Origin of the sequence: Kribbella catacumbae DSM 19601, from assembly GCF_000372465.1 — a bacterium.
In the GTDB taxonomy this organism is placed as follows: domain Bacteria; phylum Actinomycetota; class Actinomycetes; order Propionibacteriales; family Kribbellaceae; genus Kribbella; species Kribbella catacumbae.
This window is the reverse complement of the sequence record NZ_AQUZ01000005.1, coordinates 145,450-167,161: the sequence shown is the minus strand read 5'-3', so window position 1 is coordinate 167,161 and position 21,712 is coordinate 145,450. Positions and strand designations below refer to the sequence as shown.

At 68.2% G+C, this 21,712-nt stretch carries 17 protein-coding genes; 5 read left to right on the top strand and 12 right to left on the bottom strand.

Features of this window, described 5'->3' with window-relative positions; translation table 11 throughout:
* Window positions 1-9 precede the first annotated feature (9 nt).
* Window positions 10-714: a MerR family transcriptional regulator gene (locus A3ES_RS0107620; RefSeq protein WP_020386199.1), complete on the top strand. Its 705-nt coding sequence runs from the start codon at window positions 10-12 to the stop codon at window positions 712-714.
* Here the strand turns inward: A3ES_RS0107620 and A3ES_RS0107615 are convergent.
* On the bottom strand, window positions 697-2,274 hold the full coding sequence (locus tag A3ES_RS0107615; protein ID WP_237744879.1) for an adenylate/guanylate cyclase domain-containing protein: 1,578 nt from the start codon (window positions 2,272-2,274) through the stop codon (window positions 697-699). The genes A3ES_RS0107620 and A3ES_RS0107615 overlap by 18 nt on opposite strands.
* Window positions 2,275-2,395: 121 nt before the next feature.
* Here A3ES_RS0107615 and A3ES_RS46525 point away from each other — a divergent pair, with 121 nt between their 5' ends.
* Together A3ES_RS46525 and A3ES_RS46520 are read left to right on the top strand one after the other, a co-directional pair.
* Window positions 2,396-4,171 (top strand): M1 family metallopeptidase, encoded by a 1,776-nt coding sequence (locus A3ES_RS46525; protein ID WP_020386197.1) that lies wholly within the window; start codon window positions 2,396-2,398, stop codon window positions 4,169-4,171.
* A 254-nt stretch (window positions 4,172-4,425) separates the two neighbouring features.
* Entirely contained in the window at window positions 4,426-4,638 is a 213-nt protein-coding gene (locus A3ES_RS46520; protein ID WP_272944599.1) for a TrmH family RNA methyltransferase, read from the top strand.
* Window positions 4,639-4,753: 115 nt separating this feature from the next.
* Here A3ES_RS46520 and A3ES_RS0107600 read toward each other — a convergent pair whose 3' ends face one another.
* Complete coding sequence (locus A3ES_RS0107600; RefSeq protein WP_020386195.1) at window positions 4,754-5,635, bottom strand: GNAT family N-acetyltransferase; 882 nt, start codon at window positions 5,633-5,635, stop codon at window positions 4,754-4,756.
* A gap of 126 nt (window positions 5,636-5,761) precedes the next feature.
* On the opposite strand from A3ES_RS0107600, the gene A3ES_RS0107595 reads away from it, so the two are divergent.
* The gene (locus A3ES_RS0107595; RefSeq protein ID WP_020386194.1) at window positions 5,762-6,433 is read left to right on the top strand and encodes a GntR family transcriptional regulator; all 672 of its coding nucleotides are present in this window, start codon (window positions 5,762-5,764) and stop codon (window positions 6,431-6,433) included.
* A 25-nt stretch (window positions 6,434-6,458) separates the two neighbouring features.
* Here A3ES_RS0107595 and A3ES_RS0107590 read toward each other — a convergent pair whose 3' ends face one another.
* From A3ES_RS0107590 to A3ES_RS0107545, 10 genes are all read right to left on the bottom strand, one after another.
* Window positions 6,459-8,234: a gamma-glutamyltransferase family protein gene (locus A3ES_RS0107590; RefSeq protein ID WP_020386193.1), complete on the bottom strand. Its 1,776-nt coding sequence runs from the start codon at window positions 8,232-8,234 to the stop codon at window positions 6,459-6,461.
* Window positions 8,231-9,250 (bottom strand): ABC transporter ATP-binding protein, encoded by a 1,020-nt coding sequence (locus A3ES_RS46515; RefSeq protein WP_020386192.1) that lies wholly within the window; start codon window positions 9,248-9,250, stop codon window positions 8,231-8,233. The genes A3ES_RS0107590 and A3ES_RS46515 overlap by 4 nt, the downstream gene beginning before the upstream one ends.
* Window positions 9,247-10,206: an ABC transporter ATP-binding protein gene (locus tag A3ES_RS0107580; RefSeq protein WP_020386191.1), complete on the bottom strand. Its 960-nt coding sequence runs from the start codon at window positions 10,204-10,206 to the stop codon at window positions 9,247-9,249. Before A3ES_RS0107580 ends, A3ES_RS46515 begins: the two co-directional genes overlap by 4 nt.
* Window positions 10,203-11,087, bottom strand: coding sequence for an ABC transporter permease (locus A3ES_RS0107575; RefSeq protein ID WP_020386190.1), 885 nt, complete (start codon window positions 11,085-11,087; stop codon window positions 10,203-10,205). The genes A3ES_RS0107580 and A3ES_RS0107575 overlap by 4 nt, the downstream gene beginning before the upstream one ends.
* Complete coding sequence (locus tag A3ES_RS0107570) at window positions 11,087-12,040, bottom strand: ABC transporter permease (RefSeq protein WP_020386189.1); 954 nt, start codon at window positions 12,038-12,040, stop codon at window positions 11,087-11,089. Before A3ES_RS0107570 ends, A3ES_RS0107575 begins: the two co-directional genes overlap by 1 nt.
* A gap of 19 nt (window positions 12,041-12,059) precedes the next feature.
* Window positions 12,060-13,790 carry an ABC transporter substrate-binding protein gene (locus A3ES_RS0107565; protein ID WP_157630378.1) on the bottom strand — a complete coding sequence of 577 codons (1,731 nt, stop codon included), beginning with the start codon at window positions 13,788-13,790 and terminating at the stop codon, window positions 12,060-12,062.
* Between the two features lie 98 nt (window positions 13,791-13,888).
* Window positions 13,889-14,392, bottom strand: a complete 504-nt coding sequence (locus A3ES_RS0107560) for a GNAT family N-acetyltransferase (RefSeq protein WP_026162643.1) — start codon at window positions 14,390-14,392, stop codon at window positions 13,889-13,891.
* A 145-nt stretch (window positions 14,393-14,537) separates the two neighbouring features.
* Complete coding sequence (locus tag A3ES_RS0107555; RefSeq protein ID WP_020386185.1) at window positions 14,538-15,752, bottom strand: SWIM zinc finger family protein; 1,215 nt, start codon at window positions 15,750-15,752, stop codon at window positions 14,538-14,540.
* Window positions 15,749-18,661: a DEAD/DEAH box helicase gene (locus tag A3ES_RS46510; RefSeq protein WP_051084648.1), complete on the bottom strand. Its 2,913-nt coding sequence runs from the start codon at window positions 18,659-18,661 to the stop codon at window positions 15,749-15,751. Before A3ES_RS46510 ends, A3ES_RS0107555 begins: the two co-directional genes overlap by 4 nt.
* A 194-nt stretch (window positions 18,662-18,855) precedes the next feature.
* Window positions 18,856-20,739, bottom strand: coding sequence for an ABC transporter ATP-binding protein (locus A3ES_RS0107545; protein WP_020386182.1), 1,884 nt, complete (start codon window positions 20,737-20,739; stop codon window positions 18,856-18,858).
* Window positions 20,740-20,917: 178 nt separating this feature from the next.
* Between A3ES_RS0107545 and A3ES_RS0107540 the strand changes: the two genes are divergently transcribed.
* Window positions 20,918-21,673 carry a TetR/AcrR family transcriptional regulator gene (locus tag A3ES_RS0107540; protein WP_020386181.1) on the top strand — a complete coding sequence of 252 codons (756 nt, stop codon included), beginning with the start codon at window positions 20,918-20,920 and terminating at the stop codon, window positions 21,671-21,673.
* The last annotated feature ends 39 nt before the right edge of the window (window positions 21,674-21,712 follow it).

Here is a 21,712-nt window from a genome sequence, read left to right as displayed (position 1 = left end):
GCGCCGACCGTGGGATTGCGACCGGTCGACCTGGCCAGGCGGGCGGGCATCTCGACCCAGTTGGTCCGCAACTACGAGGATGTCGGCATCCTGCCCGAAGTACCGCGGTCCGAGTCGGGCTATCGGCAGTACGCCGAGGTGCACCTGCAGGCGTTGCTCACATATCGCACGCTGGCGCCCGGATTTGGCCGGGAGACCGCGACCTCGATCATGTGTGCTGTGCACGACGGCGACGACGCGCTGGCGTTCCGGCTGATCGATGCCAGCCACGCGGAGTTGCACGAGCAGCGGCTGGCCACGGATGCCGCGAGCGAGGCGCTGGGTGCGGCGGCTGAGGAGTTCCTCGATGGTGTGCCGGCGTTGAGTGGCCCGCCTTTGCTGGTGGGGGAGTTGGCGGCCCAGCTCGGCGTACGGACGTCGACGCTGCGGGTTTGGGAGTCGGCGGAATTGCTCATGCCGTTGCGCGAGCAAGGGACGAAGTACCGGCGGTATGGGCCTGTGCAGGTGCGGGATGCGCGGATCATCGCCATGCTGCGGCGCGGGCGGTACGGGTTCGACCAGATCCGGCCGGTGCTGGACGGACTGCGCCAGACCGGCAGTGCTGAGGCGTTGAAGGCTGCTGTCGCAGAAAGACGTGCGGCGCATGACCGCCGAACCCGGGCCATGATCGACGGCTCGGCGAAACTGCACGACTATCTAGGCGGGAATCGCTAGCTGGGTGGGGCGGTTGCGTCCCCGGACGGTGACCTCTTCGCCCGCCTTCCAGTGCGAGGCTTCGGCGGGGGCGGACTCGCCGACGGCGGTCATCGAGGCGAGAAGCCTGCCCGGGACGGCTTTGGCGAGCTCGGTCAGCCGGGCCGCCTCGTTCACCGGGTCGCCGATCACGGTGTACTCGTGCCGGCGGATGTCTCCGACCGTGCCCGCAACGACCGTACCGGCGGTGACTCCGATGCCAGCCGTTGCCTCGGGCAACTCATCGGCCAGCCGGCGGGCCAGCGCCCGGCCTGCCTGGAGAGCGCTCCCTGCTGGATCGGGCAGTTCGGCTGGTGCGCCGAAGACGGCCAGTACGGCGTCGCCGGCGAACTTGTTCACGAAGCCGCCATGGCGATCCACCTCGTCGACGACGAGTTCGAAGAACCTGTTCAGCAACTGAACGACCTCGGTCGGCGGCCGAACCGCGGCCAGCTCGGTGGACCCGACGAGATCGACGAAGAGCACCGCGACGAACCGTTCCTCGCCGCCGAGAGAGTCGCTGGCCAAGGCCTCCCGGACGACGTCAGGACCGACGTACCGGCCGAACAGGTCGCGGATCCGCTCCCGCTCGCGCAATCCGGCGGCCATCCGGTTGAAGCCGGACTGGAGCGAGCCCAGCTCGGTGCCGTCGAAGACCGGGATCCTGACGTTCAGCTCCCCGTCGCCGATCACCGCGAGCGCGTTGCGCACCGAGCGAACCGGCGCCACCACCGACTTCGCCGACAACACCGTCAGAATCCAGCCGCACACGAGCACAACGGTGCCTAGGGCAAGGATGATCACCGACAGCCGGGTCGCTGAGACGTCCTTCTCGATCAGGGCGAGGGTGGCGGTCAGCATCAGACCGACGACAGGCACGGCCGAACCCACCGCCCAGAAGAACACCGTCCGCGCCTTCAACCCGGCCGCCAGCAACCGCTTGGGTGGTGCCTGGTCAGCAAGCGCTCTGGCGGCGATCGGCCGGAGCGCGAACTCGGTCAACAGGTACGACGCCGTACAGGTGACGACGCCGCCGTCGAAGGTGGTGATCAGGATCCGGAGCAGGTTGTCCGGCTGGAAGATCAAGGCGAGCACGCCGAACAGCACGGTCGCCAGCAGCCAGAGGAACATCTCGATCATTGTCAACCGCAACGGAAGTCGCAGCGTGACGATCTGCTCCTTGCGCGTGGTCGGCCGGTCCTCGAGCATCCAGGCCAACTTGCGGACGGCGTACCGGGTGCTCCAGACCGCGCCGACCAGCACCGCCAGCAGGAAGTAGCCTGGGAAGACGATCGTCCGGACCAACTGGAGCTCGTGGTTGGACGGCGGGCCAGGCAGCACGAACACGGTGAGCACGAAGACGACCGACGCGCCGATGATGTTCGTGCCGACCGAGAAGAAGGTGAGCAGTAGCTGAGTGCGGATCCGCAGCTGCCGCGGGCCCTGGTCGGCCGGGCCGAGCAGCCACGATCCGAACGGCCTGCGCTGCAGTGCCAGCTCCGGTCGTCCCTGCTGCATCACGCCCCCAGTCTGCTGGTTCATAGGGCAGCCTTACTGCCTGTGCCGGTTTTGGCACGGTGCTGCCCGTGGCCCTAATTGGCCGCGTCATCGTGCCATTGCATGGGTACTGTCCTGCGAACGACATTCTGCCTCGGGAGCCTCTGTGAGCCACGACCGCCACTCCTACGCCGAACCGGCGTTGGTCCGCACCACCCATCTCGAGCTGGCGCTCGACCTGGATTTCGACGCCAAAGTGCTGGCCGGGACGGCCACCCACACGCTCGCCTGGAGTGGCCCCGGCGACCGGTTGGTGCTCGATACGCGGGATCTGACGATCCTGGCCGTGGAGGGCGCGGCCGACGGCGACGAGTGGGTGCCGCTGGAGTACAGCCTTGCGGTGTCCGACAACGAGCTGGGCTCGGCGCTGACCGTGCGGACCAGGGGGCACGAGCGGGTGCGGGTGAGCTACCGGACCGCTCCGACGGCGACCGGGCTGCAGTGGCTCGAGCCGTCGATGACCGCCGGCGGCATGATGCCGTTCATGTTCAGCCAGTCCCAGGCGATCCACGCCCGGAGCTGGGTCCCCGTGCAGGACACCCCTGGCGTGCGGTTCAGCTACGCCGCGCACGTGACGGCTCCGCCCGAGCTGATGGTGCTGATGAGCGCCGACAACGGCACCGCGTCCCGCCGTACGGGTTCATTCGACGTGGTGATGCCGGAGCCGATTCCGTCCTACCTGCTGGCCATCGCGGCCGGCGACCTGGTGTTCGAGCCGATCGGGGAGCACTCGGGTGTCTGGGCCGAGCCGGAGATGGCCAAGCGCGCCGCGACCGAGTTCTGCGACACCGAGGAGATGATGCGGGTCACCGAGGCGCTCTTCGGTCCGTACCGGTGGGGGCGCTACGACATCCTCGTGCTGCCGCCGTCCTTCCCGTACGGCGGGATGGAGAACCCGCGGATGACGTTCGCCACCCCGACCGTGGTGATCGGCGACAAGTCGCTGGTCAGCGTCGTGGCGCACGAGTTGGCGCACAGCTGGTCCGGAAACCTTGTCACGCAGGACAGCTGGGACGACATCTGGCTCAACGAGGGCTTCACGTCGTACGTCGAGAACCGGATCGTGGAAGCTGTCTACGGCAACGAACTGGCCGTGATGGAGACCGCGATCAAGCAGCACGCGACTGTGATCAAACTGGACCCGCTCTCGCCGGCTGAGCAGGCGGTCGAGTTGCCTGGACTCAACCACCGGTCGCAGTACCACGGCACGAGTGGGCTGGGGCCGCTCAAGGGCGCTTGGTTTCTGTCGTGGCTGGAGGAGCGGTTCACGCGCGAGACCTTCGATCCCTTCCTGCGCGGGTACTTCGACCGGTTCGCGTTCCGGAGCATCAACTCGGAAGACTTCGTCCGGCACCTGCAGGAGCAGTTGCTGGACAAGCACCCGGGCACGGTCACGGAGGCGGAGGTCGCTGCCTGGCTGGCCGAACCAGGCATCCCCGCCTTCGCCGAGAGAGCGGTCTCTGCTCGCTTCGAGGTCGTCGACGAGTTGCGCGAGCGCTGGCTGACCACCGGCGAGCTGCCCGACGGCGCCAAGCACTGGACGACGCAGGAGTGGCTCCGCTTCCTGGACGCCGCGCCCGACGTATTGACCGCTGCCCAGCTGCAGCAACTGGATCGCGAGTACGCCCTCACCGGTACCGCGAACGGCGAGATCGCCCGTCGCTGGTACTCGATAGTTGCCGCCAGCGCCTACACCCCGGCGTACGAGGAACTGGCTGACTTCCTGACCCGAGTGGGCCGCATGAAATTGATCCTCCCCGTCTACAAGGCCCTGGCGACCACCCAACCCGGCCATGACTTCGCCACCCACCTCTTCAGCAAAGCCCGCCCCGGCTACCACCCCATCACCACCGCCGCAGTACTCAAGATCCTCGGGAGCTGAGGGCTGTCAACCCCATCGCGTGAAGGAAATTTGCCGCTCCATGACCAATTTCCTTCACGCGTCAGGCGACCGGCCCACGCCTCTCACCAACCCGAGCCGCAGGCGCCCGCGTACGGCGTACTCGCACCCGCCGACCTTGAGCACCGCCCAGCCACCCAACCCGCTGGACCGCGCCCAGACCGTGCCCAAGGTCGCCCGCCTCAGCCACCTTGTGCACCGGCCAGGCACCCAACCCGCCTTGAGATGCCTGGCCCGTGCCCAAGGTCGAGCGACCGGCCCACGCCTCTCACCAACCCGAGCGGAACCGGACGATCGCAGTAATGGGTCACGAGCGCACCGGCATCCCGCCGGAGGCGATCGACCAGCTCGACGTCGTGGTGGAGATCCCGATGCTGGGCAGCGGGGCAAGCCTCAACGTCGCGGTCGCGGGCTCACTGGTGCTCTACCGCCTGGCCGGTCTGATCTGAGGCTGGCCGGACCGCCACCACTATCAAACCCCGCGCCAGGACCCCGACACGCCGGCGGCAATCGGTTCCCGGCGAGGTTTGATAGTGGTGGCGGTCCGCAACATCGCGGGATGGCTCAGAGGGTGAGCTTGTAGCGGCGGGTTTCGTGGGTGGGGTGGTAGCCGATGCTGGTGTTCACGTGGCGCATGGCGGTGTTGGTGTCGACCATGTCGGTGAGGAGGCCGCCTAGGTCCGGGAAGCGGTCGTGGGCCTGGCGGATCGACTCGGCCTTCAGCCAGCGGGCCAGGCCGTGGCCGCGGTGGTCCTTGAGGACGGCCGTGCCGAAGTGCTGGGCGTCGCCTTTGCCGTCGGCCGGTACGACGAGTTCGGTGAACCCGACGATGCGTCCATTGGCGTCATCGACCGCGGCGATCGTCATGAGGTGCTCGCCGCGCTGCTCGATCCGCAGGGCAGCGGCCTTCGTGCGGTCGAGATCCCACACATCGGGCCCGTAGTCGATCTCGCCGACCGGCGCGTCATCCATCGCGGACCGTGCATCGGTAAACGTCTGCCCGAACTCATCCGGCACCACGCCTCGCCACGACACCAGCCGGTAGCCAGGATGCTCGGCCTCCACCACTGCAGCCAGTACTGCGCTGTCGACCTCCGCGAGCGGCAACCTGGTGAAGACCAACGTGAGGCCTACGGTGAAACCGCGCTGCGCCAGGAAGTGATCGCCAGGGGAGCCGACTCGTGCATCGGCCAGCAGGACCCGGGCCTCGTTGGCGCGAGCCGCGTCCGCGACCTCAGCGAGAAGCCGCGAGCCGATGCCCTGGCGCCGCTCGGCCGGGTGAACCGCGAGCTCGAGCTCGGCCAGATCCGCCTGACTCGGCTTGTTGTGCAGCGTCAGGTACGCCGATCCGGAGGGGTTGCCGTCCGCGTCGGACGCCAGCCAGGCGAGCCTGCGGCTGAACGGGCGGTAGTCGGGATCGGCCAGGGCCGTGATTGTTGTAGACAAGGCAGCAAGGTAACCAACCCCGATCCATCCGGGCAACTGACTTCCCAGCGGTCTGGTTGCGGCCCTGGAGCCCACGTGGCGGGTAGGGTGCTGCGGAACCATGGCAGGCCATGAGGGGAGCTCGGGGTGGATCAGCGGTACGGGGATCACGCGCGGACAATCGGCGGTGACCATCTCGCGCTCAGGGACCAGGTGCTGGCCGAGCTGCGCCGGCGGATCGTCGACGGTGACTACGCGCAGGGCGAGCGGCTGACCGAGAACAGGCTGGCCGACGACTTCGGAGTGTCGCGCAACCCGGTCCGGGAGGCGTTGCGGGTGGTCGAGGCCGAAGGGTTCGTGCAGATCCTGCCCCGCCGTGGTGCGGTCGTGGCGACGCTTGACGAGACGGCGATCCGGGATCTGTTCGCAGTACGGGAGAGGCTTGAGACGCTCGCTGCTGGGCTGGCTGCCGAGCGGGCGACCGAGGAGGATGTTGCGCGGTTGCGGCAGCTGCTTGAGGACGCGAGTGCCGCCACTGAGGCTCAGGACTTCGATCAAGTCGCCGAACTGAACAGTGCGTTGCACCTCGCAGTCACCGAGATCAGCGGCAACCGCTGGCTGGCGTCGCTGTCGGCGGCCATGTACCACCACGTCCATTGGGTCTTCCGCCTCGGCGCGGCGCAGCGCGCTCCGCACTCCTGGAAAGAACACATCCGCGTGGTGGACGCTATCGCCGCCGGTGACCGTGCCGCAGCGACTGCGGCGGCACGGGAGCACGTAGAAGCCGCAGCCGACGCCGCACTCAAGCCGCCCGCCTAACGCCCGAGGCTGCGCTCAAGCCGCCCTAGCGTCCGACGGCGTAGCCCTGCATTCCCCGCGGGTTGGCCGCCGCGGCGAGTACCCCGTCGGCCTCCCGCGACACCGCGCACAGCCGACCCAAGCTCCACGCGTCAGACTCCGTCACGGCGTGGCCGCGTCGGGCCAACTCATCGCGCACCGCAGCACCCAGCCGACTCTCGATGACCAGCCCGCCCGGCTCCGAAGCGCGCGGGTAGAACGACGACGGGAAGCCCGTGGTGTGCCATGCCGGCGCATCGACCGCCTCCTGCAGATCCTGTCCGCCCGCCAAGTGCCTGAGCAGGAACAAGAGCTGCCACTGGTCCTGCTGATCACCACCGGGCGAACCGCACGCCAGTACCGGTACGCCGTCGCGCAGTACGAGCGTCGGCGTGAGCGTGGTCCTCGGTCGCCGACCCGGAGCGAGCGAAGACGCCAGCCCTTCCTCCAGCCAGAACATCTGCAGACGGCTGCCAAGGCAGAACCCGAGTGAAGGAATCGTCGGCGACGACTGCAGCCAGCCACCACTAGGCGTCGCGGAGATGACGTTGCCCCACTGGTCCATCACGTCGACGTGACAGGTGTCGCCGCGAGTGACCCCATCGGAGGAGACGGTCGGCTCACCAACCGTCGCGTCCGTCACGAGATCATTGCCAGCAGCAATGGACGGCAGCACCGGAGTACGCCCGTCTGGACTGCCCGGCCGCAACTCAAGCGACGCCTCCGCGCCGACCAAGGCAGCGCGCGACGCGGCGTATGCGGGGGAGAGCAGCGTCTTGAGCGGCGTATCCGCGCCATCGCCGTAGTAGGCCTCGCGGTCGGCATACGAGAGCTTCTGTACTTCGACAGTGGTGTGCACCGCGTCAGCACTCGCCAGATCCAGATCCGCCGGATCGCCGAGCTCGGCCAGTACCGCAAGCGACTGCAGCAACGCCGGCCCTTGCCCCCAAGCGCCGGTCTTGGCGACGGTGTGACCGTGCCAGTCGAGCGTGGCCGGCTCCTCCCAACTGGCCTCGAACCCCGCGACATCGTCAGCGGTGATCAGGCCGGCGTGATCCTCACCGCTCGAATCCCGATGCGGCCGCCGGGAGAAGTCGCCGATCGCCTCAGCGATGAAGCCCTCACGCCAGGTCAGTCGGGCCCGCTCCACCTGCGCCACGCGATCCGACCCGGCTCCCTCGGCCGTGGTGAGCAGCCGCTCGAGCGTGTCGGCGTACGCGGAATTCTTGAAGAGCGAGTTGGCGCGCGGCGGTCGTCCATCCGCGAGCCAGACGGAGGCAGAGGTCGGCCAGTGGTCGCTGAACAGGTCCTGCACGGTCGCAACCGTTTCGCCGACTCGCGCGACGAGCGGATGACCGTTGCGCGCATAGCCGATCGCCGGTTCCAGTACTGCGCGCAGAGGCAGGCTGCCGTGATCGCGGAGCAGCAGCAACCACGCATCAACTGCCCCCGGTACTGCGGCCGCCAGCGGGCCGGAACCCGGGATCAACTCCAGCCCCAGCGCCCGGAAGTGCTCGATGGTCGCACCGGCGGGCGCAACCCCTTGCCCGCACAGCACTCGTGGCGTTGGATCGGCAGCCGTCGCGATGATCGCCGGCACCTCGCCACCCGGCCCGTTCAGATGCGGCTCCACCACATGCAGCACGAAACCCGCGCAGGCGCCCGCGTCGAACGCGTTGCCGCCGAGTTCGAGGATGCGCATCGCCGACTGGGAGGCGAGCCAGTGCGTGGACGAGACCATCCCGAACGTGCCGCGCAGAGTGGGCCGGGTGGTGAAGGTCATCGAGCAACTCCTCCTGTGGTGTCTGCCTGATCGCGTACGTCGGGTCCAGTGCCGTCGTCGTTGACCAGGTGGCAGGCGACCTGGTGTCCACCCTCGCCGATCACCCTGGACTCCGGTACGACGGTCCGGCACTTGTCGATGGCCACCGGGCATCGGGTGTGGAACCTGCACCCGGGCGGCGGGTCTATGGCCGACGGTAGGTCATCCCCAAGCAGTACCGGCCGCCGCGCCCGCTGCGTGGACGGATCCGGCACCGGCGCCGCCGACAGTAACGCCTGCGTGTAGGGATGAGCCGGTACTCCGAAGATGCGCTCCCGCGGCCCCTGCTCGACGAGTTGGCCGAGATACATCACCGCTACCTCATCGGCCAGGTACTCGACTGCCGACAGGTCGTGGGTGATGAACAGGCAGGCGAACCCGAGATCCCGCTGCAGGTCGGCCAGTAGGTTCAGTACTGACGCCTGGACGGACACGTCGAGCGCGCTGGTCGGCTCGTCGGCGACCAGCAGCCGGGGCGATGAGATCAGCGCCCGGGCGATGCTGACTCGTTGCCGCTGGCCACCAGACAGCTCATGCGGAGACCGTTGGGCTACCTCTGGGCGCAACCCGACCCGACGAAGCGCATCAGCCACTGCGGAAGGGATGTTCCGCTGCTCGGCCGGTAGGGCTCCACGACGTCGCATCAGCCGCAGTGGTTCGCCGACGATGTCGCCGACCGACAGGCGCGGGTCCAGTGAGCCAGCGGGGTCCTGGAAGACGATCGACACGTCACGCCGATGCGGCCTGAGCTTCCGGCGGTTGAGATGCGTGATGTCGGCATCGGCGAGCCGGACCGTGCCCTCGGTCGGCTCCAGCAACCGCACGATGCAGCGACCGACTGTGGACTTGCCCGAGCCGCTCTCGCCGACCAATGCGACAACTGAGCCCTTGGGGATGCGTAACGAGACACCGTCGACGGCACGGACGGGTCCGAAGTGCATGACGAGGTTCTCGAGCTCCAGCGCGTACTCGGTCATCGGCCCTCCGGGTTCCAGCACGCGACACCGGCGGCGAGGACGGGCTGTTTCGTCGTACAGATGTCGATTGCTCGAGGGCAGCGGTCGGCGAAGGTGCAGGCGTCTGGCTGCTGGGCCAGGACCGGCACGAGACCGGGGATCTCGTTGAGCCGGTGAGTCCCGGCATGACGGCCTGCTGATGGCGAGGCACCCAGGAGTCCTGCTGTGTAGGGGTGTTGAGGCCTGGCGAACAGCTCGTGGACTTCGGCTGTCTCGACCACGCGTCCGGCGTACATGACTGCTACTCGGTCCGCGAGGTCGGCGACCACACCGAGGTCGTGGGTGATCAGTACGACGCTGGTGCCGAGCCGCTCGCGCAGCGCTCGCAGTACGTCGAGGATGCCGGCCTGGATCGTCACGTCGAGCGCAGTGGTCGGCTCGTCGGCGATGAGCACCTTGGGGTCGCAGGCCACGGCCATCGCGATCATCACGCGCTGTCGCATCCCGCCGGAGAGTTGATGCGGGTAGTCGCCGACCCGGCGCTCTGCCGACGGGATGCCGACCAGCTTGAGCAGTTCGACGGCGCGCTTGCGGGCAGCTTGCCGGGACAGGCCGTTGTGGACGCGCAGTACTTCGCTGATCTGGTAGCCGACGGTGAAGACGGGGTTCAGCGAGGTCATCGGCTCCTGGAAGATGTAGGCCACCTCGCGGCCGCGGATCGAGCGGAGCGTCCGCTTGTCCGCGCCGATCAGTTCGACGCCGTCCAGCATCACCGAGCCTTCGACGGTCGCGGTGCGGGGGAGCAGACCGGCCAGGCTCATCGCGGTCACGCTCTTGCCGCAGCCGGACTCGCCGACGATGGCCAGTACTTCGCCATCGGTGACCTGCAGGCTGACCCGATCGACGGCCGACAGTGGGCCGTCCTCGGTCCGGAAGGTGACGGACAGGTCTTTGACTTCGAGTACTGAGCCAGTCATCGGCGGCTCGCCTTCGGGTCGAGTGCGTCGCGGAGGCTGTCGCCGACGATGTTGAACGCCAGCGTCAGCAGCATGATCGCGACACCGGGCATCACTGCGGCCCATGGTGCGCGCGATGCGAACTGCTGCGCATCCGACAACATCGTGCCCAGGCTCGGTGCCGGCGGCTGGATGCCGAGACCGAGGAACGACAGCACGGCCTCACCCAGGATCGCCGCGGGGATCGCCACCGTGGCCTGCACGATGATGACCGAGGCGGCGTTCGGCAGGATATGCCGGCCGAGCACCCAGGCGTCGCCCGCGCCGTCGACGATCGCGGCGGCGACGAAGTCGAGTGACTTCAGCCGCAGCGTCTCCGACCGGACGATCCGGATCACGCCGGGGATCTGCGCGATGCCGATCGCGATCGCCGCGTTGCCCAGGCTCGCGCCGCGGATGGCGGCCAGGCCGACCGCAAGGATCAGGAACGGGAACGCGAGCACGAGATCGGTGAAGCGCGAGATCAGCGCGTCGATGGCGCGGAAGTAGCCCGCCATCAGCCCGAGCGGTACGCCGACCACGAGCGACGTCGCGACCGCGAGCAGCCCGACGTGGAGGGATGCGCGCAAGCCGAACATTATCCGGGACAGCACGTCCCGGCCAAGGTCATCGCTGCCGAGCACATGGCCCGCAGTACCGGGCGGTGCGAAGGCCCGATCCAGGTGGGTCAGGGTCGGTTCGTGTGGCGACAACCACGGCGCGAAGACGGCCGCCGCGGTGGCGATGGCGAGGACGACGATTCCCGCGATCGCCAGCGGATTGCGGAGCATCCGGCGGACCACCTTGCGGCCGCGGGACGTCACCGGGGCAGACGGGATGGTGCTGAGATCGGCGACAGCCATCACGCCTCACCTCGTACGCGGATGCGCGGATCGATCACGGAGTACAGCAGGTCGACGAGCAGGTTGATCACGATGTACGCCGTCGCGGTGACCAGCACGACGGCCTGGATCACGGGGTAGTCGCGCTGGAAAACGGCGTCGACGGTAAGTTTGCCGAAGCCGGGCAAGGCGAAGATCCGCTCGGTCACGACGGCACCGGAGATCAGCGCGCCGAGTTGCAGGCCGACGATCGTGATGACGACGATCAGGCTGTTGCGCAGCGCGTGCCGGCCGATCACCGCGCGCGGCGGCAGGCCTTTCGCCTCGGCGGTGCGGATGTAGTCGGCAGAGAGCGCGTCCAGCATCGAGGAGCGGGTCTGGCGCATGATCACCGCGGCCAGGCCGGTACCGAGGATGAGTGCCGGGAGCACCAAGTGGTGGAGATTGCCGATCGGGTCGCTGAAGAACGGCACGAACCCTGAGGCCGGGAACAGGCCGAGGGCGACCGAGAGATAGAGGATCGCCATCAGGCCGAGCCAGAAGTTGGGCACCGACAACCCCAACAGGGCAAGGGCATTGGCGGCCCACTCGGCCGGGCGCCCTCGCCGTACGGCGGCGATCACGCCGGCGCCGACACCGAGGACGGCGGCGACGAGGATCGCCAGCGCGGACAGCTCGATCGTGACCGGGAGCGCGCTCGAGAGCATGGAGACAACGCTCTCTCCGGTCCGGATCGAGCTGCCCAGATCACCCCGGGCGGCGTGGCTGACGAACTGCCAGAACTGCACGAGCAGCGAGTCGTCGAGCCCGTACTGCTCGCGGATCGCGCGCAAGGACTCCGGATCGCGGTCCTCCCCGGCGAGCGCGAGCGCCGGATCGCCGGGCAGCGCGCGGACGCCGAGGAACACGACGATCGTTGCCAACAGCAAGGTGACGAGCGACTGCCAGAGCCGGCCGAGCAGATAGCGCTTCATGCCGGCAGTCCTTGGCTACTCACTTCGCGTAGCCCGCGAACGCGGTCCGGATGACTCCGTCCGGGTAGGTCTGGACGCCGAGCACCTTCTTCGTCACGCCGGTCAGGTTGCGCTGCCGGTACAGGTAGATCAGCGGGTCGTCCTGCTGCAGCTTGGCCACCACCTGGCCGTAGAGCTGCACGCGCTGCGCCTTGTCCTTCGACTGCCGCGCGTCGGTCAGCAGCTTGTCGACCTCCGGACTGTTGTACCCGGCAACGTTCTGGCTGCCCTCGGAGCCGACGAAGTTGAAGATGTTCGCGTCCGGGTCGACCCGGCCCGACCAGCCCAGCTGGAGCAGCTCGAAATCCCCACGGTCCTGCTGGTCCAGCAGCGACGCGTACTCGACCGGCTTGATGATCAGCTCGAACCCGCCCTCCTTCACCATCGCCTGCAACGCCTGAGCCAGCCGCAGGCTATCGGGATTGTTCGAGGTGATCATCGTGACCTTGTACGGCGTACTGACACCCGCCTGGCCGAGCAGCTCCTTCGCCTTCGCCGGATCGTGCGCCGGACAGGCCTGCGCGGCGTCCGAGCTGAACTCGCTCTTCGGTGAGATCGGCGAGCAGGCGACCGTGTTCAGTCCGTTGAAGATCGACTTGACCAGCGCCTCGCGGTCGATCGACGCCTCCAGCGCCTGCCGGATCCGGGCGTCCTTGGCGATCGGGGTGTCGAGCTGCTTGGTCGGGTTGCCGATCCCGCTCGCGTTGCCGATGTTGATCGTCAGCCCCTGATACCCGAGCGACTGGGACTGCAGCACGGTCAGGCTGCTGTCCTTCTGGAGCGTCGGCGCGTCCTGGGAGGACAGCGAGTCGGCGACCTGGGCGTCACCCGAGCGGAGGTTGGCCGAACGGATGCTGGAGTCGGTGATGATCCGGTACTCGATCGCGTCCAGGTGCACCTTCGCGGCGTCGTAGTACAGGGGATCCTTGACCACCTTGATGGAGTTCTGCGCGACCCGGTTGGCGAACTTGAACGGTCCGGCGCAGACCGGCGCGGTGGAGAAGTTGGCGCCGAGCTTCTCGACGGCGGCGGGGCTGAGGATCATGCCGGCCCGGTCGGCGAGGGCCGCGGTGAGCGGGGCGAACGGCTTGGACAGCTTGATCACGACGGTCTTCGGGTCGGGCGTCTCGATCGAGCTGATCGGACCGAGTTCGCTCTTGCGACCGGAACCGGCCAGCGTCAGGCCGCGGTTGATGGACACCTTCACCGCGGCCGAGTCGAGCGTGCCGCCGTCGGCGAACTTCACCCCTTCGCGCAGCGGGATGGTGAGGCTGAGACCGTCGGGGGAGATGTCCGGCAGCGCGGTCGCCAGTTGCGGCTTGATCTTGGCGTCCGGTCCGAGGTCGTAGAGCTTCTCGCACATGGTGTGGAACACGTAGCGCGAGTACAGGCTGCGCGACAGGGTCGGGTCGAGCTTGTCCGGGTCGGCCGACAGCGCGACGGTCAGGGTGCCGCCGTTCTTCACCGCCGCCGGATCGGCGGCGTCGCCGAAGACATCCTGCCCCGAGGAGGGCTGCTCACCCGACTGTTCGCCGGCCGGCTCGACCGGCGAACAGGCCGCGCCGATGATCGCGAGCGCCACCACCCCGACCACGGCTCCGGTACTGCGTACTGAGCGTGAGGCGTGGCGGAGTGGCGTTCGCAGCGCGTCATCGAGGCGGCGGGGCAGCCAGCTGGAGCGGTTTAGCAACGGCGGAGTTCGACGGGGCATTTCGTCCTCCTGGTAGGAGTGGTCCCGTCGACTGTTTCATGTATACAAGGCCCTCGCGCAAGTGATTCGGCGAGTTTGCTGAAACCTTTTACCGCCAGTCACAGATCCCAGGTGACCGGATAACTGATGGTGCCCGCCGGCACGGGCTGGTCGTCGAGCGGGAGGACCATCAGGTGCGGACCGCTGATCGGTCCGTCGATGCCGAAGTCCGCCGCCGGCCGGAATCCGAAGCGCGGGTAGTAGTCGAGATGCCCCAGCAGGATGACCAGCTGCTCACCCTGCGTACGGGCCTCCGCCAACCCGGCCCGGATGACGGCGCTGCCGACACCCCGTCCTTGGTACGCCGGCAAGACAGCGACCGGCCCGAGCGACAAGACCGGAGTCTCGCCGATGTGGCATCGGCTGAGGAGCACGTGACCGACCACCTCGCCGTCACCGGTGGTGGCCACGATCGAGAGCCCAGGCAGCCAGGCACTCGGATCGGCGCGCAATGCCTCGACGAGATTCGGTTCGTACGTCTTGCCGAACGCCTGCAGATTGACCTCGCGGATGGCCGCCACGTCGGCAGCGGTCTCCGCACGAGTGATCCAGGAAGAAGACAACGGGAAGTACCTTTCAGAGATGGGAGTGACCGAATCGGTGCAGGGCGCTGCCCACGGCAGCAGCCGCGATCGCGGTCATCAACTCATCTCCCTTCCCTGATCTGCTGGGCACTCTAGCCAGGCGAGCCCACCGGCCGCAGCTGATTTACCAGTTGTCCGGTGTTGCGAGGGCGGCTGTGGGGTCGCGGTCGGGTGGGCCTGCTGGGTGCCACTCGTCGTCGACCAGGCGGTACGGGTGCCAGCGGCCGGTGCGGTCGAGGCGGGTTTGGCAGCGGACGCTTCCGGTGGTGGTGATGCGGTTGTTGTCGACCGAGAGATCGAGGTCGCCGTCAGCCGCTGCGAGCAACTCGGTGCGGGCGCGAGCAAGCTCTCCTGGATCGGGAGTCCACTGGCTTTCCAGCACGTCGAGGCCCGGCGCACCGCCGTACGACCAAGCCTGCACTCCGAGGGCGAGTGCGGCGGGTCGGTCCCAAGCCGCGGCCACCCGGTCGCGCAGTACGGGGTAGTCGGCAGCTAGCCGGACGCTGTCCTGCCATTCGTCGAGCACCCATGGGTCCGCGTCGCCCGATAGCAACGCGTTGAGCTGTGCGCGCGCTCGCCTGGCGGCATCGAGCACCAGCAACGGCAGAGTCGTCGGCTCTAGCTCCGGTAGAGGTTGCGTGCCGCTGACGACCAGGTCGTCGATGGCGATCTTGGGTGGGAGAGTGGGCAGCTCCGGGAGATCGCCGGCAGCTCCAGTCGCGGCGGATGCCGGAACGCCTTCCAGTACTTCGGCTACGTCCTCGGTGGTTGACGATCGGCGCTGCAGATCCTCCAGGAGGGTTTCCCGCGAGCGCCCGCGGAGCAGCAGCAGAACGAAGGGGTCTTCGTCGAGGAGCCAGCCGACTTGGTAGGTGAGACCGGCGGCGTGCTGGCAGGGCAGTTCCCAGCCGTCGCACGTACAGGACGGGTCGAGGTCGCCGATTCCTGGCAGCAGCGGGACGCCCGCATCGGCGGCAGCCTCGACCAGGTCGTGGGGCATCTCGCCGTCGAGCAAGGCCGCGATGTGACCCGCGCGGGCAGCTACCTGGTCGAGGAAGCGACCCCACTCGTCATCGTCGAGCCGGTCGATCTGCACGGCCGCTTCGTAGACGTCGTCGGGCGCATACACGGTGGCGGCGAGCCGCCCAGGGCTGATGGTGATCGTGCCGACCTGCCTGGAGTTCGCAGTACGGCGGCCTTTGCGCAGCTGGTCGTTGTCGAGCGAGGTGTCCTCCAACGCCTGCACCCAGGCGCGTGCCCACCACGACTTCCCGCTCGTACTGCGGCGTCCACCCTGCGCCGGGAAGGCCGGGAATCCACGAGCCTGTTCGCCGCTCATCGGGCACCTCGCAGTTCCACCAGGTCGGCCAGTTCGGTGTCGGTCAATTCAGTCAGGGCGGCCTCTCCAGCTGTCAGTACTGCGTCCGCGAGCGCGCGCTTGCTCTGCAGCATCGCGGCGATCCGGGCCTCGATGGTTCCCTCGGCAATCAATCGGTGCACCTGCACCGGCCTCGTCTGACCGATCCGGTACGCCCGGTCGGTCGCCTGGTCCTCGACGGCGGGGTTCCACCAGCGGTCGTAGTGCACGACGTGATCGGCCCGGGTGAGGTTGAGCCCGGTGCCGGCTGCCTTGAGCGACAGCAGGAACACGGGCACCTCGCCTGCCTGGAATCGCTCGACCAGTTCCTCGCGTTTGCGTACCGGCGTACCGCCGTGGAGGAGTTGGCTGGCGATGCCGCGGTCGGCGAGATGGCGCTCCAGTAGGCGGGCCATCGCGACGTACTGGGTGAAGACGAGCACCGCGCCGTCCTCGGCGATGATCGTCGCGAGTAGTTCGTCGAGCAGTTCGAGCTTGCCGGAGCGGCCCGCGAGGCGGGCGTCGTCTGCCTCCTTCAGGTACTGCACTGGGTGGTTGCAGATCTGCTTCAGCCCGGTCAGCAGCTTCACGATCAACCCGCGTCGGGCCATCTGATCGCTCGCGGCCACCGCGCCGAGCAGCTCCCGCACGGTCGCCTCGTAGAGCACGACCTGCTCGCGGGTCAGCGAGACGGCCTGGTCGGTCTCCGTCTTCGGTGGGAGCTCGGGTGCGATTCCAGGGTCGGACTTGCGGCGGCGGAGCAGGAACGGTTTGACCAGCTTCGCGAGCCGCTCGGCGACCTCCTCGTCCTTGTCCGCCTCGATCGGCGTCGCCCATTGGTTGCGGAAGGTGCTCAACCGGCCGAGCAGCCCGGGCGTCGTCCAGTCGAGAATCGCCCAGAGCTCGGAGAGGTTGTTCTCCACCGGAGTACCGGTGAGGGCGACGCGGGCAAGAGCGGGCACTGTGCGCAGCGCCTTCGCCGTACCGGAGGTTGGGTTCTTGACGTGCTGGGCCTCGTCGGCGACGAGCAGCGCCCAGCGGTGCCCTGCCAGTTTGGCGGCGTCGCGACGCAGAGTCCCGTACGTCGTGAGCACGAACCCGCTCTCGGCGCCTTCGAGCGAGCGGCCGGAACCATGGAAGCGCAGTACCGGGGTGCCTGGTGCGAATCGCTGGACTTCGCGCTCCCAGTTGCCGAGCAGCGAGGCGGGGCAGACCACGAGCGTCGGGCCGGCGGTGTCGTCGGCGAGCTGGCGGTGCAGGTGCAGTGAGATGAGAGTGATGGTCTTGCCGAGACCCATGTCGTCGGCGAGACAGCCGCCGAGGCCGAGCGAGGTCATCCGGACGAGCCAGCGGAGTCCGCGCAGCTGGTAGTCGCGGAGGGTCGCTTGGAGCTGCGCCGGTGGCTCGATCGGCTCTTGTGAGTGCTCGGGATCGGCGATCTTCGCGCGCAACTCGTCGAGCCAGCGGGTCGGGGTGACGGCGATCTGCCGACCGTCGACCTCAGTGGTGCCGGTGAGGGCGGCGCTCAGGGCGTCGATCGCGGTGACCGGTTTGAGGATGCGTTCGCGGGCCTTGCGAGCCAGTTCGGGGTCGACGAGCATCCATTGGTCGCGGAGCCGGACGACCGGGCGGGTCGCCTCGGCGAGCTGGTCCAGCTCGGCCTCGGTCAGCGGGTCGTTGCCGAGGGCAACCTGCCAGCTGAAGTCGAGGGTGTTGTCGCCGCCGAAGAAGCTCGGCATGTCCGATGGTGGGCCGTCGGCGGAGGTGATCGCCGCGCGGGCAGTCAGCTCGCGGCCGAGACTCCGCGGCCAGTGCAGCTCGACGCCGGCGGCGGACAACCGCTGCGCCCCACCGGCCAGCAGGCCGGCGACCTCTTCGTCTGTCAGCTCCAGCCGATCCGGTACTGCGGAGTCGAGCAAGCGGGCCAAGGGCAACCAAACGCGTGCCGCGCGGCGGATCGCGAGCGTGGCGTCGATGCGAGCGCGCGGGCCGAAGCCGCTCACGTCCTCGGACCAGACGTCGGAGGCGTCGCGCACGAGTGTGGGGTCCTTCAGGCTGTGCAACTGCACCACGGCGCGGAACCCGAGAGATTCAGGCAAGTCGATCCGGAGCGAGATCCGGACGCCGGTGTCGAGACCGGCGGAGACTTCGTCGGCCCACGACCGCAGACGCGAAGCCTGCTGAGGCGCCTTCGCCGCGAACAGAGCAGTCCCATGAGCCTTCACCGCACCAGGCGACCGAGGCATCCCATCCGCCACCGCATCAAGGAACTGGCGCACCAGCTCCTCCCCAACCGGCACCCGCAACTCCACCTGCCCCTCCGGCGAACCCGCAGCAAAGGCGCCAGCCGGGTGAGTGGAGGGGTGGGGTGTCGCCAGGGCCCCCGGTGGGCCAGAGGCGGCCGGCGGGGGAGGCGAGGCGCCTGCCGGGTGAGTGGAGGGGAGGGGGCGGCATCTTGCTTCGAATGGGATGGCTTCGGCTAGTAGTAGGACGCGGTCGACGTCGCCTGCGTCCAGGGGGCCTACCCGCCAGGAGTCGTGGCCTGCGGGGGAGACGCCGGGGAGCAGACGACCGCGGGCGGCCAGTTGGAGACCGATCAGGGCGACGGCTCCCCAGAAGGCTGCCGCGGGGTGTGCCTGGGGATGCGTTCTGGCACGGCCGAGGACAGGCACCGCCTGGTCGATCGGTAGCTCGATCACGCGAACCGCGCGGGTGACCAAGCCGTCGCCGTCCTTCACTGCCAGCTCCAGCGACGCCTGCTCACCTACTCCGAGCGGCAGGTCGCCTCCTGAGGGATCCCAGAAGGCGACGCGCCCGTCGCGTGGTGGATCGGAGGGAACAAACACCGCCGCCAACCCGGCCAGCGCCCCCGCTTGCACATTCCCAGCCAACCCGAACTCCCAGCCTTGAACGAAACCCTGCCTTGCACGGCGTCCCGTCTTGAACGGAACCCCGCCTTGCATGGTGTCCCGTCTTGAACGGAACCCGCCTTGCACGGGGTCCTGTCTTGAACGGAACCCCGCCTTGCGTGGCGCCCTGTCTTCAGTGGCGCCCAGTCTTGAACGGAACTTTGTCTCGAACGAGCTCAGACCGCGGCGACCGGAACGTCTCCGGTTGCGCCCGCCTGTTCGAACTGCGTGCGGTGAAGCTCCTCGTACCGACCGGCGGCGGCGAGCAACTCCGTGTGCGTGCCCTGCTCGACGATCCGCCCGTCTTCGATCACCAGGATCTGGTCGGCGGCCCGGATGGTGGAGAGCCGGTGCGCGATCACCACGGCCGTCCGGCCGTCCAGCGCCTCGGCCAACGCGGCCTGCACAGCCGCCTCCGATGTCGAGTCGAGAGCCGCCGTGGCCTCGTCCAGGAGCACGACCCGCGGCTGAGAGAGCAGCAAGCGCGCGATCGTCAACCGCTGCCGCTCACCACCGGACAGCCGGTACCCGCGCTCACCGACGACCGTCTCCAGCTGATCGGGCAGCGAACGGATCAAGTCGCCGAGTCGCGCCCGCGTCAGGGCTTCCCACAGATCGGCCTCGGTCGCCTCGGGCCGCGCGAGCAGCAGATTCTCCCGGATCGAGTCGTGGAACAGGTGCCCGTCCTGGGTCACCATGCCCAGCGTGTCCCGCAGCGACTCCGCCGACACGTCCCGCACGTCGACCCCGGCCAGCTGCACCGACCCCGAGTCCACGTCGTACAGGCGGGGGATCAGTTGCGCGATCGTCGACTTGCCGGCTCCGGAGGATCCGACCAGCGCGACCATCTGTCCGGCCTCGGCCTTGAAAGAGATCTCATGCAGTACTTCGACGCCGCCGCGCGTGTCGAGCTTGGCCACCTCTTCCAGCGAGGCCAGCGACACCTTGTCCGCCGACGGATAGGCGAACTGCACGTTCTTGAACTCGACCGACACCGGCCCGGGCGGCACCACCCCGGCATCCGGCTTGTCCTTGATCAGCGGCTTGAGATCGAGGATCTCGAAGACCCGCTCGAAGCTGACCAGCGCGGTCATCACCTCGAGCCGAGCGCTCGCCAGTGCGGTCAGCGGGGAGTAGAGCCGCGTCAGCAGCAGAGCCATCGCCACGACCGTTCCCGCGTCGAGCTGATCGCGCAGTGCATAGAAGCCGCCCAGCCCATAGACGACCGCCAGCGCCAAGGCCGAGACGAGTGTCAGCGAGGTGACGAACACCCACTGCACCATCGCGGTCCGGACGCCGATGTCGCGCACCCGCCGGGCCCGGACGGCGAACTCGTGCGACTCGCGCACCGGCCGCCCGAAGAGCTTGACCAGCGTCGCGCCCGGTGCCGAGAACCGCTCGGTCATCTGGGTGCTCATGGTCGCGTTGTAGTTGGCCGCTTCTCGCTCCAGCGAGGCCAGCCGGTTGCCGATCCGGCGGGCCGGGATCACGAAGACCGGCAGGATCACCAGCGCGAGCAGGGTGATCTGCCAGGACATCCGCAGCATCACGAACAGGGTGAGCACCAGCATCACCAGGTTGCTCACCACGCCGGACAGTGTGTCGCTGAACGCCCGCTGGGCGCCGATCACGTCGTTGTTCAGCCGGGAGACGAGCGCACCCGTCCGGGTCCGGGTGAAGAACGCGATCGGCATCTTCTGGATGTGGTCGAACACGGCGGTCCGCAGATCGAGGATCAGGCCCTCACCGATCCCCGCGCTCAGCCAGCGGGTGAGCAGCCCGAGCCCGGCCTCCACGACGGCGATCAGGGCGATCACGCCGGCCAGCCAGAGCAGGGTGCTGAGAGGCTTCTCCTTGACGATCGCGTCCACCACGCGGCCGGCCAGCACCGGCGTGGCGACGGCGAGGATGGCGCCGCCGACGCTCAGTACCAGGAAGAGGATCAGTTGACGCCGGTGCGGCCGTGCGAATGCCAGGATCCGCAGCAGCGTCTCCTTCGAGAACGGACGCTTCTCGTCCTGCCTGTGCATCGCGTGGTACATCGAAGTCCACGCGGTCATTTCCATACTCACGACGTCGCTCCGGTGTCGAGGACAAGGGAAGGCCGATGATCCTCTTGACCACCGACAGTTTCCGACCGTAGAACCTCAACAAAACTAGAGGTCAAGCTCCCACCCTTACTGAGTACGCTGTACGAGGTAACTGCGAGAGTGTAGCCAATCGGAGAAGATCGCGCACATGAATCAGGAGTACAGCGGTAGCGGCGACCCCGCCAAGAGCCTAGAACTGCTGTGGGGTCTTCAATCGAAGCCGACCCGCGGGCCCAAGCCTGCGCTCAGCGTCGACAAGATCGTGACCGCGGCGATCAAGATCGCGGACGCCGAGGGGCTCGCGGCGATGTCGATCCGCCGGGTCGCGGACGAGTTGGGCGTCGGCGCGATGACGCTGTACCGCTACGTGCCGGGCAAGGGGGAGTTGCTCGACCTGATGGTCGACACCGTGTACGGCGAACTGCCGCGGCGCGAGGTGCCCGGCGACTGGCGGGCCCGGCTCGACGAGGTCGCCCGCGAGAACCGCGAGATGTACCTGGCGCACCCGTGGCTGCTGCACGTCGCGGTGAGCCGGCCGCCGCTGGGTCCCGGGGTGATGGTGAAGTACGAGTACGAACTGAGTGCGGTCGAGGGGATCGGTCTGACCGACGTAGAGATGGATGCGGCGGTCGCCCTGGTCAACGGGTACGTGCACGGCGCAGTACGGAGTGCGGTGGAGGCCGCGTCGGTGATTCAGCGTTCTGGGATCACGGACAAGGAGTGGTGGTTCGCCCACGAGCCGTTGCTGCAGAAGATCGGCGATGCGACGAAGTTCCCGCTGGCGTCCCGGGTCGGGACCACGGTCGGGCAGGAGTTCGACGCGCCGTACAACTCGGACCACGGCTTCGAGTTCGGCCTCGCGCGGGTCGTGGACGGAATCGCGACACTTCTGGGAAATCGATAAATGCTGTTGTGAGTGAGTGCTCACTCAGTTAGCCTCGAT